15 protein-coding genes and 1 pseudogene are annotated in these 13,899 nt (G+C 68.7%); 7 read left to right on the top strand and 9 right to left on the bottom strand.

The window, feature by feature from the left end; translation table 11 throughout:
- Nucleotides 1-248 (bottom strand): annotated as a pseudogene (locus F3J18_RS30745) (AMP-binding protein); the annotation flags it as partial.
- A 140-nt stretch (nucleotides 249-388) separates the two neighbouring features.
- Here F3J18_RS30745 and ybaK point away from each other — a divergent pair.
- Complete coding sequence (gene ybaK, locus F3J18_RS30750; RefSeq protein WP_025098214.1) at nucleotides 389-880, top strand: Cys-tRNA(Pro) deacylase; 492 nt, start codon at nucleotides 389-391, stop codon at nucleotides 878-880.
- Between the two features lie 116 nt (nucleotides 881-996).
- Complete coding sequence (plsY, locus tag F3J18_RS30755; RefSeq protein ID WP_166915893.1) at nucleotides 997-1,623, top strand: glycerol-3-phosphate 1-O-acyltransferase PlsY; 627 nt, start codon at nucleotides 997-999, stop codon at nucleotides 1,621-1,623.
- Nucleotides 1,624-1,709: 86 nt separating this feature from the next.
- On the opposite strand, the gene F3J18_RS30760 is transcribed toward plsY, so the two are convergent.
- Complete coding sequence (locus F3J18_RS30760; protein ID WP_025098212.1) at nucleotides 1,710-2,195, bottom strand: YajQ family cyclic di-GMP-binding protein; 486 nt, start codon at nucleotides 2,193-2,195, stop codon at nucleotides 1,710-1,712.
- A gap of 155 nt (nucleotides 2,196-2,350) precedes the next feature.
- Here F3J18_RS30760 and murB point away from each other — a divergent pair, with 155 nt between their 5' ends.
- On the top strand, nucleotides 2,351-3,454 hold the full coding sequence (gene murB / locus F3J18_RS30765; RefSeq protein ID WP_240154698.1) for a UDP-N-acetylmuramate dehydrogenase: 1,104 nt from the start codon (nucleotides 2,351-2,353) through the stop codon (nucleotides 3,452-3,454).
- A gap of 100 nt (nucleotides 3,455-3,554) precedes the next feature.
- Here murB and argF read toward each other — a convergent pair whose 3' ends face one another.
- The gene (gene argF, locus F3J18_RS30770) at nucleotides 3,555-4,484 is read right to left on the bottom strand and encodes an ornithine carbamoyltransferase (protein ID WP_025098210.1); all 930 of its coding nucleotides are present in this window, start codon (nucleotides 4,482-4,484) and stop codon (nucleotides 3,555-3,557) included.
- A gap of 521 nt (nucleotides 4,485-5,005) precedes the next feature.
- Here argF and F3J18_RS30775 point away from each other — a divergent pair.
- Nucleotides 5,006-5,329 (top strand): DUF3579 domain-containing protein, encoded by a 324-nt coding sequence (locus F3J18_RS30775; RefSeq protein ID WP_025098209.1) that lies wholly within the window; start codon nucleotides 5,006-5,008, stop codon nucleotides 5,327-5,329.
- Between the two features lie 225 nt (nucleotides 5,330-5,554).
- Here the strand turns inward: F3J18_RS30775 and rpsT are convergent, their stop codons facing one another.
- Nucleotides 5,555-5,830 (bottom strand): 30S ribosomal protein S20, encoded by a 276-nt coding sequence (rpsT, locus tag F3J18_RS30780; RefSeq protein ID WP_013699183.1) that lies wholly within the window; start codon nucleotides 5,828-5,830, stop codon nucleotides 5,555-5,557.
- A 306-nt stretch (nucleotides 5,831-6,136) separates the two neighbouring features.
- On the opposite strand from rpsT, the gene murJ reads away from it, so the two are divergent.
- Both murJ and F3J18_RS30790 read left to right on the top strand, forming a co-directional pair.
- The gene (gene murJ / locus F3J18_RS30785; RefSeq protein WP_025098208.1) at nucleotides 6,137-7,687 is read left to right on the top strand and encodes a murein biosynthesis integral membrane protein MurJ; all 1,551 of its coding nucleotides are present in this window, start codon (nucleotides 6,137-6,139) and stop codon (nucleotides 7,685-7,687) included.
- 8 nt (nucleotides 7,688-7,695) lie between these two features.
- The gene (locus tag F3J18_RS30790) at nucleotides 7,696-8,538 is read left to right on the top strand and encodes a SirB1 family protein (RefSeq protein WP_025098207.1); all 843 of its coding nucleotides are present in this window, start codon (nucleotides 7,696-7,698) and stop codon (nucleotides 8,536-8,538) included.
- Nucleotides 8,539-8,634: 96 nt separating this feature from the next.
- Here the strand turns inward: F3J18_RS30790 and F3J18_RS30795 are convergent, their stop codons facing one another.
- The 5 genes from F3J18_RS30795 to lpxK form a co-directional block, all read right to left on the bottom strand.
- Nucleotides 8,635-9,393 (bottom strand): SDR family NAD(P)-dependent oxidoreductase, encoded by a 759-nt coding sequence (locus F3J18_RS30795; RefSeq protein ID WP_025098206.1) that lies wholly within the window; start codon nucleotides 9,391-9,393, stop codon nucleotides 8,635-8,637.
- 160 nt (nucleotides 9,394-9,553) lie between these two features.
- Nucleotides 9,554-10,216 carry an adenylate kinase gene (adk, locus tag F3J18_RS30800; RefSeq protein ID WP_025098205.1) on the bottom strand — a complete coding sequence of 221 codons (663 nt, stop codon included), beginning with the start codon at nucleotides 10,214-10,216 and terminating at the stop codon, nucleotides 9,554-9,556.
- Nucleotides 10,217-10,424: 208 nt separating this feature from the next.
- On the bottom strand, nucleotides 10,425-11,216 hold the full coding sequence (gene kdsB / locus F3J18_RS30805) for a 3-deoxy-manno-octulosonate cytidylyltransferase (RefSeq protein WP_047836085.1): 792 nt from the start codon (nucleotides 11,214-11,216) through the stop codon (nucleotides 10,425-10,427).
- A 92-nt stretch (nucleotides 11,217-11,308) separates the two neighbouring features.
- Nucleotides 11,309-11,515, bottom strand: a complete 207-nt coding sequence (locus F3J18_RS30810) for a Trm112 family protein (protein ID WP_013699177.1) — start codon at nucleotides 11,513-11,515, stop codon at nucleotides 11,309-11,311.
- Nucleotides 11,496-12,521, bottom strand: coding sequence for a tetraacyldisaccharide 4'-kinase (gene lpxK / locus F3J18_RS30815; RefSeq protein ID WP_166915895.1), 1,026 nt, complete (start codon nucleotides 12,519-12,521; stop codon nucleotides 11,496-11,498). Before lpxK ends, F3J18_RS30810 begins: the two co-directional genes overlap by 20 nt.
- A 491-nt stretch (nucleotides 12,522-13,012) precedes the next feature.
- On the opposite strand from lpxK, the gene xseA reads away from it, so the two are divergent.
- The coding region (gene xseA, locus F3J18_RS30820; RefSeq protein ID WP_166915897.1) for an exodeoxyribonuclease VII large subunit at nucleotides 13,013-13,899 on the top strand (887 nt) is incomplete at its 3' end.

Genomic DNA, 13,899 nt, shown 5'->3' on the forward strand with positions numbered 1-13,899 from the left:
GCGCGCAGTTGCGCAGCGCCCGCGTCGATGGCCGTCACCAGCTCGGCATAGCTGAGCCGGCGCGCGTCCTCGATCAGCGCCGGGTGCTCGGGCGTGCGCGCGGCGATGCGGCGCGGCAGCTCGGCGATGCGCGCGGGCAGGGCGGCGAGCAGCGCCTCGGTGTCGAGCGGCGCGGTGGGCGGCGAGGACGGGAACGACTGGGAAGCTGACGGAGAAGCGGACAGGGAAGCGGACAGGGAAGCGGGCATCGTGGCTCCGGAAACAGGCCGGGTCGCAGGGCCTTGCTGAAGATGTTCAATAAGGTGTCGATCGTGCCACGCGCACCGCGGCGGGGCAATCTGCCGAACGGACAATAGTGCTTCGCGGCGCGCGCAATTAAAATGCGCCCATGAGCAAATCCCGACATGTCTCCGAAACCCCCGCCACGCAATGGCTGCGCCGCCAGGGCGTGGCCTTCGGCGAGCACACCTACGACTACGTCGAGCACGGCGGCACCGGCGAATCGGCGCGCCAGCTCGGCGTGGACGAGCACGCGGTGGTCAAGACCCTGGTGATGGAGGACGAGCAGGCCAGGCCGCTGGTGATCCTGATGCACGGCGATCGCACCGTCTCCACCAAGAACCTGGCGCGGCAGATCGGCGCCAAGCGCGTCGAGCCCTGCAAGCCCGAGGTCGCGAACCGTCATTCGGGCTACCTGGTGGGCGGCACCTCGCCGTTCGGCACCAGGAAAGCGATGCCCGTCTACGTCGAGTCGAGCGTGCTCGCGCTGCCCTCGATCCTCATCAACGGCGGCAAGCGCGGCTACCTGCTGAGCCTCGCGCCGGCGGTGCTGACCGACGTACTCGGCGCGAAACCGGTGCAGTGCGCCAGCGTCGATTGAGGGTTTCACCCGGAACCGGGCCCGGCCCGCTTCGGTAGAATGGGCGCCGCGCGGCGCCGGGCTGGCCCGGCGGCGGCGCCCCGTTCACTTCTTCGTCGAAACAATCGAACCTCCCCATGCAGATTCTGATCGCTACCATCGTTGCCTACCTGATCGGCTCGGTGTCGTTCGCCGTCGTCGTCAGCGCCTTGATGGGCCTCGCCGATCCGCGTTCCTACGGCTCGAAGAACCCCGGCGCCACCAACGTGCTGCGCAGCGGCAACAAGAAGGCCGCGATCCTGACCCTGCTCGGCGATGCCTTCAAGGGCTGGCTGGCGGTCTGGCTGGTGCGGCACTTCGGGATCGGCGGCGAGCTCGGCGTGGCATTGGCCGCGATCGCCGTGTTCCTTGGCCACCTCTACCCGATCTTCTTCCGCTTCCAGGGCGGCAAGGGCGTGGCCACGGCCGCCGGCGTGCTGCTGGCGATCTCGCCGGCGCTCGGCATCGCCACCCTGCTGAGCTGGCTGGTGATCGCGTTCTGCTTCCGCTATTCCTCGTTCGCGGCGCTGGTGGCGGCCGTGTTCGCGCCGATCTTCGACGTCTGGCTGTTCGGCACGCGCGACAATCCGGTCGCCTGGGCCGTGCTGGCCATGAGCCTGCTGCTGATCTGGCGTCATCGCGCCAATATCTCGAAGCTGCTGAAGGGCCAGGAAAGCCGGATCGGCGACAAGAAGAAACCAGCCGAGCCGTCGAGCGGCGCCTGATACGGCTGCGCCCATGAAAAACGGCGCGCGGCAGCGGGCGATGCCCGTGCCGCGCGCCGTCGGTCTTGCCGGCGGATCGGGTTCGATCAGTCGCGGAAGTTGTTGAAGTCCAGCGGCGTGTCGGCGACTTCCTTGCGCAGCAGCGCGATCACGCTCTGCAGGTCGTCGCGCTTGGTGCCCGACACGCGCACCGCGTCGCCCTGGATGCTGGCCTGCACCTTGATCTTGCTGTCCTTGACGGTGCGCACCACGCGCTTGGCCAGGTCGCCCGTCACGCCCTTCTTGATCGTGACGACCTGCTTGAGCTTGTCGCCGCCGATCTTGTCGACCTTGCCGTAGTCGAGGAAACGCACGTCGACATTGCGCTTGGCCATCTTGCCGATCAGCACGTCCTTGACCTGGCCGAGCTTGAAATCGTCGTCGGCGAACAGGGTCAGCTCCTGTTCCTTGTGCTCGACGCGCGCGTCGGAGCCCTTGAAGTCGAAGCGCGTCGAAATTTCCTTGTTCGACTGCTCGACGGCATTCTTCACTTCGATCATGTTCGCTTCGGAAACGACGTCGAACGATGGCATGCTGTTCTCCCTGTAAGACATGCGGGCCGCGCGATGCGTGCGCGGCCACTCGCTATAATTGCGGACCGACCGCCATTTTACCGATGCCCCCGCGTTTTGCCCAAGGCCGCCGCTCACGTCGGTGCGACCCGCGAACGCCGCGCCCCCTGCCGCCGATGTCAGATTCCGATTTCGCTTCCCCTTCCGCCGCAGTTCCTCCGCCTTCGTCCGCTCCCGCCTCGGAGGCTGCCGGCGCGCCGGCGCTGCTGCCCGATTACCCGCTGCGCGAGCACAACAGCTTCGGTTTCGCGGTGCGCGCGCGCTGGGCGGCGCGCGTCGACACGCCGGCCGGCTTCGCCGCCGCGGCGCGCGACCCGCGCGCAGCCGGCCTGCCGGTGCTGGTGCTCGGCGGTGGCAGCAACGTGGTGTTCACGGGCGATGTCGACGCGCTGGTGCTGATCAACGGCGTGCGCGGCCGCGCGCTGCTGCGCGAGGACGACGAGGCCTGGTACGTGGAAGCCGGCGGCGGCGAGAACTGGCATGAGTTCGTGGCCTGGACCCTGGATGCCGGCATGCCGGGGCTCGAGAATCTCGCGCTGATCCCGGGCACGGTGGGCGCCGCGCCGATCCAGAACATCGGCGCCTACGGCATCGAGATGCGCGAACGCTTCGCATCGCTGAAGGCGGTCGAGCTGGCTACCAGCGAGATCGCCGAATTCGATGCCGCGGCCTGCGCGTTCGGCTATCGCGACAGCGTGTTCAAGCAGGCCGCGCGGGACCGCTTCGCGATCGTCTCGGTCACGTTCCGGCTGCCCAAGCGATGGACGCCGCGCTGCAACTACGCCGATGTCTCGCGCGAATTCGCCGCGCGCGGCATCGCGCCGGCCGAGGCGACACCGCGCGACGTGTTTGACGCGGTGGTGGCGATCCGGCGCGCCAAGCTGCCGGATCCGGCCGTGCTCGGCAATGCCGGCAGTTTCTTCAAGAATCCCGTGATCGAGGCCGGGCAGTTCGCGGCGCTCCAGCAGCGCGAACCGGAGCTGGTCTCGTATCCGCAGCCGGACGGGCGCGTCAAGCTGGCGGCGGGCTGGCTGATCGACCGCTGCGGCTGGAAGGGCCGCGCGCTCGGCGCGGCGGCCGTGCATGATCGGCAGGCGCTGGTGCTGGTCAATCGCGGCGGCGCCACCGGCGCCGAGATCCTGGCGCTGGCGCGTGCGATCCAGGCCGACGTGCGCGCGCGTTTCGGCGTGGAGCTCGAAGCCGAGCCGGTCGCGATCTGAGCGCGCCTGGCACCGGTCGCGCCGGCGATTCGCACCGCAAGGCACATGAAAAAGCCCCGCATCGCGGGGCTTTTCGCTTGCCGGGCCGGCCGTGCCGGGTTCAGTGGTTGAGCTTGCCGAGCAGCAGGAATTCCATCAGCGCCTTCTGCACGTGCAGGCGGTTCTCTGCCTCGTCCCAGACCACGCTCTGCGGGCCGTCGATCACGCCGGCCGTCACTTCTTCGCCGCGATGGGCGGGCAGGCAGTGCATGAACAGCGCGTCGGGATTGGCGAAGCCCATCATCTCCTCGTCCACGCACCAGTCGGCGAAGGCCTGCTTGCGCACTTCGTTCTCGGCCTCGAAGCCCATGCTGGTCCACACGTCGGTGGTGACCAGGTCGGCGCCGCGGCAGGCCTCGTTCGGATCGGCGCAGATCTCGTAGGCCGAGGCGCTGTCCGCGTCGACCAGCTTCATGTCGAGCGCGTAACCGGGCGGCGTGGACAGGCGCAGCTTGAAGCCGAGGATCTTGGCCGCCTCGATCCAGGTGTAGAGCATGTTGTTCGCATCGCCCACCCAGGCCACGGTCTTGCCGCGGATCGGGCCGCGGTGCTCGTAGTAGGTGAAGATGTCGGCCAGCACCTGGCAGGGATGGTATTCGTTGGTCAGGCCGTTGATCACCGGCACGCGCGAGTTGTCGGCGAAGCGCTGGATGATGTCCTGCTCGAAGGTGCGGATCATGATGATGTCGACCATCCGCGAGATCACCTGCGCCGAATCCTCGACCGGCTCGCCGCGTCCGAGCTGGGTATCACGCGTGCTCATGAACACCGCGTGGCCGCCGAGCTGGAAGATGCCGGCCTCGAACGAGAGCCGCGTGCGCGTCGAGTTCTTCTCGAAGATCATCGCCAGCGTGCGGTCGTGCAGCGGGTGGTAGGTCTCGTAGTTCTTGAATTTGCGCTTCAGGATACCCGTGCGTTCGAGCACGTACTCGTAGTCTTCCAGCGAGAAATCCTTGAACTGCAGGTAGTGACGAATGGTTTTGGCGGTCATGAAACGAAACGCGGCGGGAGGCAGCCGGCACGCCGTGCCGGACGGCGCCCGCCGTCGGGAGGTGGTAATCCAGCCCAGCATAAAGGATTTTCCCGGCTTTGACGAGCCGCGCCGGCGGGGCCGGATGTGCCCGTGCAGGGCTCGGTCGAGGCGCTGCCCGGGCGCCGGCGCGCGCCCGGCAGGGGCGCCCGGTCGGGTGGAACATGGCGGGAAGCAGGACGGGAAGCGGAACGGGCTCGGGAGGAGAAGCCGGGCGGAAACCGGCACGGGAAGGCTCGCTCGTGGCGCCGCTGGATGCGGCGCTGCGGTATAATTCCGCGGTTTTCCGAAGTCCGGCGGATCACGCTGCCGGGTACGGGCGGCGCCCGCGCGCAAGCGTGTGGAGGCGTGCGCCGGCGCGTTCGCGGCGATCATCGGGCGGGCAGCGTGGGCGGCACGGCATTCCGCAGCCGGCATGCGCGGCCGAGCCCCGTTTCCGCCGCGGCAGCGTCCGGCCGTCGGCCCATCCCCTGGGACCCTTCATGGCAGAAACACCCCCGACCGAATTCTTCATTCAAGGCATCACGAAAGAAGGGAAGACGTTTCGCCCCAGCGACTGGTCGGAACGGCTTGCCGGCGTGATGGCCCAGTTCGGACCGGGCGCCAGCGGGCGCAATGCCTATATGAAGTATTCGCTGTACGTGCGCCCGACCATCGTCGGCGGCGTCAAATGCGTGATCGTCGACGCACGCCTGCGCGAACTCGAACCGATGGCCTTCGATTTCGTGATGAACTTCGCGCGCGACAACGAGCTGGTCGTCACCGAGGCTTGCGAACTGCACCTCGGCAAGCACGACAAGGCCTGAACACCGGCGGCGGGCTGCTCCCGCTGTCCACTCCCCGCGCGGCAGCTCTTTTCCCCTGATTCCCCGATTCGATTTCCGGCTGCTTGCCTCATCGGCCGCAGGTTCCTGCATGACGCATGACCGGCCCGCTGGCGCGAAAACCGTAAACGACAAAAAACCCGCCAAGGCGGGTTTTTCGTGATCGGCAGGAAACAGGGGCCCGCGAAATTCGCGGGCGCACCGGATTTACTGCGCGGCGGCCTGCAGGCCCTTGACCGCTGCCGACAGGCGGCTCTTGTGGCGAGCAGCCTTGTTCTTGTGAACGATCTTCTTGTCGGCGATCGTGTCGATCGTCTTGGTGGCGGCCTTGTACAGCTCGGCTGCCTTGGCTTGATCGCCGGCGTCGATCGCCTTGCGAACGGCCTTGATGGCGGTGCGGAATTTCGAGCGCAGCGCCGAGTTGTGCGAGTTAGCCTTCGCTGCCTGGCGGGCGCGCTTGCGTGCTTGTGCGGAGTTAGCCATGACGGTTCCTTATCCTGTCCTGTTTCCAGAGCTTGGAGCCTGACGGCCAAGCGCTGCTTTTCGATCCGACCCTCGAGAGCGATTGCCCGGGGCCCAAAAAACATAGGTTTCACCGAGGCCGGCAACGTGCTCGATGATCACCGCAGCGCGAATGCAGACTCAGAAACGGGCGATTATAGCAACAAAATCAAGGCAAAGACAAGCTCGGCGAACGATGGCGTCGCCTCGCCGGCACGCTGCCGCGGCGGCGGCTTTTTCCGCCGCGAGGGGCGGAACCCAACGGGCCTTCCGTATAATAAGCGCCCCATGAATCTATTCCGAGCCCTGCTGACGGTCAGCGGCTTCACGCTCTTGTCGCGCGTGACCGGTCTGGCCCGTGAGACGCTGATCGCGCGAGCGTTCGGCGCCAGCCAATATACCGACGCCTTCTACGTCGCGTTCCGCATCCCGAACCTGCTGCGCCGGCTGTCGGCCGAGGGCGCGTTCTCGCAGGCCTTCGTGCCGATCCTCGCCGAGTTCAAGAACCAGAAGGGGCACGACGCGACCAAGGCGCTGGTCGACGCGATGTCCACCGTGCTGGCCTGGGCGCTTGCGCTGCTGTCGCTGGCCGGGGTGGCCGGCGCGGCCTGGGTGGTCTATGCGGTGGCCTCGGGGCTGCGCGCCGATGGCCAGGCCTTCCCGCTGGCGGTGACGATGACGCGGATCATGTTCCCGTACATCATCTTCATCTCGCTGACCACGCTGGCCTCGGGCGTGCTCAACACCTACAAGAACTTCTCGCTGCCGGCCTTCGCGCCGGTGCTGCTGAACGTTTCCTTCATCGGCGCGGCGGCCTTCGTCGCGCCGCACCTGAAGATGCCGGTCTACGCGCTGGCCTGGGCCGTGATCGTCGGCGGCCTGCTGCAGTTCGTGGTGCAGTGGCCGGGCCTGAAGCGCATCGACATGGTGCCGCGCATCGGCCTGAACCCCTGGCGCGCGCTGGCCCACCCTGGCGTCAAGCGCGTGCTGGCCAAGATGGTGCCGGCCACCTTCGCGGTCTCGGTGGCCCAGCTCTCGCTGATCATCAACACCAATATCGCCTCGCGGCTCGGGCAGGGCGCGGTGTCCTGGATCAACTACGCCGACCGCCTGATGGAGTTCCCGACCGCGCTGCTCGGCGTGGCGCTCGGCACCATCCTGCTGCCGAGCCTGTCGAAGGCGCACGTCGATGCCGATGCGACCGAGTACTCGGCCCTGCTCGACTGGGGCCTGCGCGTGACCTTCCTGCTCGCCGCGCCCAGCGCGCTGGGCCTGCTGGTATTCGCCGAGCCGCTCACCGCCACGTTGTTCAACTACGGCAAGTTCGACGCGCACACGGTGGAGATGGTGGCGCGCGCGCTGGCCGCCTACGGCATCGGCCTGGTCGGCATCATCCTGATCAAGATCCTCGCGCCGGGCTTCTACGCCAAGCAGGACATCAAGACGCCGGTGAAGATCGCGATCGTGGTGCTGATCGTCACCCAGTTGTCGAACTACGTGTTCGTGCCGATCCTCGGCCATGCGGGCCTGACGCTGAGCATCGGCGTGGGCGCCTCGCTCAATTCGCTGCTGCTGTTCATCGGGCTGCGCCGGCGCGGCATCTACCAGCCCTCGCCGGGCTGGCCGCGCTTCTTCCTGCAACTGCTCGGCGCCTCGCTGGTGCTGGCCGGCGTGATGCACTGGTTCGCGATCAGCTTCGACTGGACCGGGTTGCGCGCCGAGCCGCTGGCGCGCATCGCGCTGACGGCCGCGAGCCTGATCCTGTTCGCCGCACTATATTTCGGTATGTTGTGGCTGATGGGCTTCAAGTACGCGTATTTCCGCCGCCGCGCCAAATGACGAACACCATGACCCGAGTACTCGATTTCTTCAGCACCCTGGTGGCCGAGGACGACAGCCTGCCGCTGACCGAGGCCGCGCTCTCGCTCGCGCAGGATGCCTATCCGGACCTCGACATGCAGGCGGTGCTGGCCGAGCTGGACGCGCTGGTGCTGCGCTTTCGCCGGCGCGTGCGCACCGGCACGAGCGATCGCGACAAGGTCGACGCGCTCAACGACTTCTTCTTCCGCGAGCTCGGCTTCGCCTGCAACCACAACGATTATTACGACCCCGACAACAGCTACCTGAACATGGTGGCCAAGCGCCGCCGCGGGATCCCGATCTCGCTGGCGGTGATCTACCTGGAGCTGGCCGGGCAAATCGGGCTGTCGGTGCGCGGCGTGTCGTTCCCCGGCCATTTCCTGCTGCGCGCGAGCCTGCCCGACGGCGACGCGATGATCGATCCGACCACCGGCCGTTCGCTGTCCGAATCGGACCTGGTCGAGATGCTCGAGCCCTACGTCGCCCATCCCGAGCAGACCATGGCCAGCACGCTGCGCGCGCTGCTGCAGCCGGCCACCAGCCGCGAGGTGCTGGCGCGCATGCTCAACAACCTGAAGGCGATCTACCTGCAGACCGAGCGCTGGCAGCGCCTGCTGGCGGTCCAGCAGCGGCTGGTGGTGCTGCTGCCGGGCCAGCTCGACGAGGTGCGCGACCGCGGTTTCGCCTACGCACGGCTCGACTACCTGCGTCCCGCGCTGGAGGATCTCGAGATGTATCTCGACGAATGTCCGGAGGCGGTCGACGCGACCATCGTCGAGGCGCAACTGAGCGAGCTGCGCCAGCGCATGCGGCGCGGCGACGAGGACTGAGACAGGGCGGGGCCAAGGCCGGCATCATGAACGACGCCCGCGATTCCCTCATCGGGAATCGCGGGCGTCGTCGCATCGGGCGGGCAGGCCGCGTGCTTACTTCGGCTGCATCCGGATCGCGCCGTCCAGGCGGATCACCTCGCCGTTGAGCATGGTGTTCTCGAGGATCTGGCGCGCCAGCATCGCGTATTCGTCCGGCTTGCCCAGGCGCGGCGGGAACGGCACCATCGCGCCGAGCGCGTCCTGCACCTCCTGCGGCATGCCGAGCAGCATCGGCGTCTCGAAGATGCCGGGCGCGATCGTCATCACGCGGATCGCGTTGCGCGACAGGTCGCGCGCCAGCGGCAGCGTCATGCCGGCCACCCCGGCCTTCGAGGCGGCGTAGGCGGCCTGGCCGATCTGGCCGTCGAAGGCGGCCACCGAGGCGGTATTGATGATCACGCCGCGCTCGCCCGAGGCGGCCGGCGCATTGGCCGACATCGCCGCGGCCGCCAGGCGCACCATGTTGAAGGTGCCGACCAGGTTGATCGAGACCACCTTGGCGAACAGCTCCAGCGCGTGCGGGCCGTCCTTGCCGACCGTCTTCGCGGCCGGCGCGATGCCCGCGCAATTGATCAGGCCGCGCAGCGTGCCGAGCCCGGTGGCCGCTTCCACGGCGGCCTTGGCGTCGTCCTCGCGCGTCACGTCGCAGGCCGTGAACAGGCCGCCCAACTCGCGTGCCAGCGCCTCGCCGGCCTCGCGGTTCAGGTCGGCCAGCACCACCCGGGCGCCCGCGCCGGCCAGCATGCGCGCGGTGCCCGCGCCCAGGCCCGAGGCGCCGCCGGTGATCAGAAACACGTTGTCGCGCAGTTCCATCCTTGCTCCTGTTGGTTTGTTATTGGCGATCCCGGTCGATTGTACGGAAGGCGGCGCGACGGCGGCGTGAAGCGAACGATCGTGCGTTTCTCGGCCGCGGGACGAAAAAAAGCCGCCCGGCGAGGGGCGGCCCTTGGCGCTCGCGCGTGGCGCGGCGTGCTTACTTCAGCGCGTCGAAGGCACGCTGGCGAATCTCGTCGACGCTGCCCAGGCCCGAGATCTTGCGATAGGCCGGCGCCTGCAGGCCGTTTTCCTCGCCGCGCTCGGCCCAGTCGCCGTAATAGCTGATCAGCGGCTTGGTCTGTGCCTCATATACGTCCAGGCGCTTCTTGACGGTTTCTTCCTTGTCGTCGTCGCGCTGGATCAGCGGCTCGCCCGTCACGTCGTCCTGGCCCTCGACCTTGGGCGGGTTGAAGGTGACGTGGTAGGTGCGGCCCGAGGCCGGATGCGTGCGACGGCCGCTGATGCGTTCGATGATCTCGGAGAAGGGCACGTCGATCTCGAGCACGTAGTCGATCGCCACGCCGGCGTCCTTCATGGCGTCGGCCTGCGCGATGGTGCGCGGGAAGCCGTCGAACAGATAGCCGTTCTGGCAATCGGCTTCCTTCAGGCGCTCCTTGACCAGCCCGATGATCAGAGAATCCGGCACGAGCTTGCCCTCGGTCATGTAGCCCTTCGCCTCGACGCCGAGCGGCGTGCCGGCCTTCACGGCCGCGCGCAGCATGTCGCCCGTCGAGATCTGCGGGATCCCGAACTTTTCCTTGATGAAGGTAGCCTGGGTGCCCTTGCCGGCGCCGGGAGCGCCCAACAGGATCAAACGCATGGTGATATCTCCAAGTTTCGTGAATGTGTGGCGCGAGGGGATCACATCGGCGCGCGGCCCGCGGGTCGGCTGCGAACGACAGGCTCCGGCCGGTCTGACGGCGGCGCCGGCAGCGGGGCCGGCGCGGCTGCCGGCGGGGGAGCGGGCGAGCGCGACTCAACGTGGGCGGCGCCTGAGGGCTCGCACAGTCGTCCGATTATGCCATGGCTTATTTTTCGGTCGACCGAAAAAGGGCCTGCACGCGAGCCAGATCGGCGGGGGTGTCGACGCCCGGTGCCGGGGCTGATTTTGTGACGAGTACGGCGATCCGCTCGCCGTGCCACATCGCGCGCAGCTGTTCGAGTTGCTCGGCCTGCTCGATCGGCGCCTGCGCGAGGCTCGGGTAGCTGCGCAGGAAACGCGCGCGATAGGCATACAGCCCGATGTGCCGATAGGCCGGGAAGGCCGGCCCGGGCATGGTTTCGACGGCCGGCCAGTGCGCCTGCCAGGCATCGCGCGACCAGGGGATCGGCGCGCGCGAGAAATACAGCGCGACGCTTTTCGCGTCGAGCGCGACCTTCACCACGTTCGGATTGAACACTTCCTCCGGATCATGGATCGGATGCGCGGCAGTTGCGATTGCACAATCCGGGTGCGTTGCAAGGTGCGACGCTACGTCGCGGACGAGTGTCGGGTCAATCAGGGGCTCGTCGCCCTGCACGTTGACCACGATCGTGTCGTCGGGCAGCGCCAGCGTGGTGGCCACCTCCGCCAGGCGATCGGTGCCCGAGGGATGGTCGGCGCGCGTGAGCAGGGCCTCGAAACCGGCCGCCTGCGCGGCCTCGAGCACGCTGGGCGCATCGGAAGCCACCAGCACGCGGGCCGCGCCGGCCTCGCGCGCGCGCTCGGCCACGCGCACCACCATCGGCTTGCCGCCGATATCGGCGAGCGGCTTGTTGGGCAGGCGCGTGGAGGCGAGGCGGGCCGGCACGACGGCGATGAAGGGCGACGGAGTGGTCATCGATGGGATCGGGAGCGAACGGGTTCGAAAGCGCCGCGCCCGCCACGGGGGCGGGCGCGAGCGGGGCGGCTGGCCGGTGTTCGGCCGGCGCCTCAGTGCGTGGCGGCGGGGCCGGCAGGGTCGACGGGCGTGCCCTCGACGGTCTGTCGCGCTTCGTCGACCAGCATCACGGGGATGCCGTCGCGAATCGGATAGGCCAGCTTGTCGGCATGACAGATCAATTCCTGCGCGGCGCGGTCATGCTGGAGCGGGCCCTTGCAGATCGGGCACACGATGATTTCAAGCAGGCGAGCGTCCACGGAGTTTCTCCACAACGAGAGCGATAAGGCGGGGATCGAGCGCGGCCTCGACAGGGACGACCCAGAGTCGGGCATCGCGCCAGGAAGCGCCCAATTTTACTGCATCCTTCTCGGTGATCAGGATCACGTCGACATCGTCGTGCGCGAAGGGGTTCTCGGCGTAGGCGTAATGGTCGGGCAGGGCCCGCGTGGCGGGGGCCAGGCCCGCCGCGCGCAGGGTCGCGAAGAAGCGCTCGGGCGCGCCGATGCCGGCCGCGGCCAGCACCCGCTCGCCGGCGAACTGGGCCAGCGGGCGGCGTCGCGAGGGCTCGTCGAGATGCCAGGCGTCGCCGGGCGCGAGCCGCAGCGCGTAGGTGTTCGGCCAGGGCGGCAGCGCGCGGCTGTAGGGATCGTTGACCAGGGTGGCGTCGCGCCGACGCGACAGCGGCTCGCGCAAGGGGCCGGCCGGCAGCAGGAAGCCGTTGCCGCCGAGCCGGTGGTCGAACACCACCAGCTCGACGCGGCGCACCATCCGGTAGTGCTGCAGGCCGTCGTCGCTGACCACCACGTCGAGCTCGGGATGCGCGGCGGCCAGCGCGCGGATCGCCGCCACCCGGTCCGGGCAGACCACCACCGGCGCCTGGGTGCGGCGCGCGATCAGCAGCGGTTCGTCGCCGGCGCGCGAGGCCGGCGAATCGGGCGCGACCTCGGTCGGTTCGCGGATCTCGGCGCCGTAGCCGCGCGACACCACGCCGGGGTGGAAGCCGTTGGCGCGCAGCGCCTCGACCAGGGCGATCACGGTCGGCGTCTTGCCGGTGCCGCCCACCGTCACGTTGCCGACCACCACCACCGGCAGGCCGGTGTCGACGATCGGCTTCCAGCCGGCCGCGAAGGCCAGGCGGCGCAGCGCGGCGATGCCGCCGAACACGGCGGCCAGCGGCGTCAAGGCCCAGGCCAGCGCCCCGCGTCGTTGCCATTCGCGCGCCAGCGTGGCCTCCAGGCGCGCGCCCAGGCCGCCGCGGCTCATCGGGCGGTGGCGCCGGCGCGGCGCGAGCACGGAGCCATGACGGACGGACGAACTGCCGACGTGGCGGACCGTGGCGAAGCGGGAGCGGACGAAGCGGTCAACGGGGTTCTCCGGTGGGGCGAGGCGGCTCGGGCGTGTTCCGAAAGGCGGCACTCTAGCGCGGTGCCGCCGCGCGCGGCAAGTCGTCCAGCCCTGTGGACGGATCGACGCGGCTGTGGATAAGTCTGTGAAAAACTGGCCCCGCGATCGTCGCAAAGGCCCGCACGGCGGCCTTCCGATCGGCCTCCTGTCACAATATGTCACAAATAAAACAAGCAAAATCAAGGACTTGACGGATTTCTTAAGGGTTTTTGAGAGCTTTGTTGCGTCTCTGTCCCTGATCCGGAGCGGATGTGGACACTTCGTCTCGCCGCGCGCCATGCCGGCCGCGAGGCTTGCCGGGGAGGCGTGGCGACGCTATCGTGTGCCCGCTCCCTCATCCTCCTCACGCAATGCAATCCGATCCCTACCTGCCTGGCCCCGGCGGCGCGAACGCCGGCGACGGCGTGATCCCCGTCTCCGCGCTGAACCGCGCGATCGGCTCGATGCTCGAGCGCGCCTTCCCGCTGTGCTGGGTATCGGGCGAAGTGTCGAACTTCACGCGCGCGGCGAGCGGCCACTGGTACTTCTCGATCAAGGACAAGGACGCGCAGATGCGCTGCGTGATGTTCCGCGGCCGGGCCCAGCACGCGCCGTTCACGCCGCGCGAGGGCGACCGCATCGAGGTGCGCGCGCTGGTCACCATGTACGAGCCGCGCGGCGAGGTGCAACTGAGCGTCGAGGCGGTGCGGCGCACCGGGCAGGGCAAGCTGTTCGAGGCCTTCCTGCGCCTGAAGGCCGAGCTCGAGGCCGAGGGCCTGTTCGCGGCCGAGCGCAAGCGCGCGCTGCCGGCCTTCCCGCGCGCGATCGGCATCGTCACCTCGCTGCAGGCGGCCGCCTTGCGCGATGTGCTGAGCACGCTCGCCCGGCGCGCCCCGCACCTGCCGGTGATCGTCTACTCGGCGCCGGTGCAGGGCGCCGGCGCGGCCGAGAAGCTGACCGCGATGGTGCAGGCGGCGAATGCGCGCCGCGAGGTGGACGTGCTGATCGTGTGCCGCGGCGGCGGCTCGATCGAGGATCTCTGGTCCTTCAACGACGAGGCGCTGGCGCGCGCGATCGCCGCCAGCGAGCTGCCGGTGGTCAGCGGCGTGGGCCACGAGACCGATTTCACCATTGCCGATTTCGCCGCCGACCTGCGCGCGCCGACGCCGACCGGCGCGGCCGAGCTGGTCAGCCCGCAGCGCGCGCTGCTGCTGCGCGAGCTGGGCGAGCGCCAGGCCGAGCTGCGCCGCGGCCTGCG

The organism is Burkholderia sp. Ax-1720, assembly GCF_011753035.1.
GTDB classification, from domain to species: Bacteria; Pseudomonadota; Gammaproteobacteria; order Burkholderiales; family Burkholderiaceae; genus Burkholderia; species Burkholderia gladioli.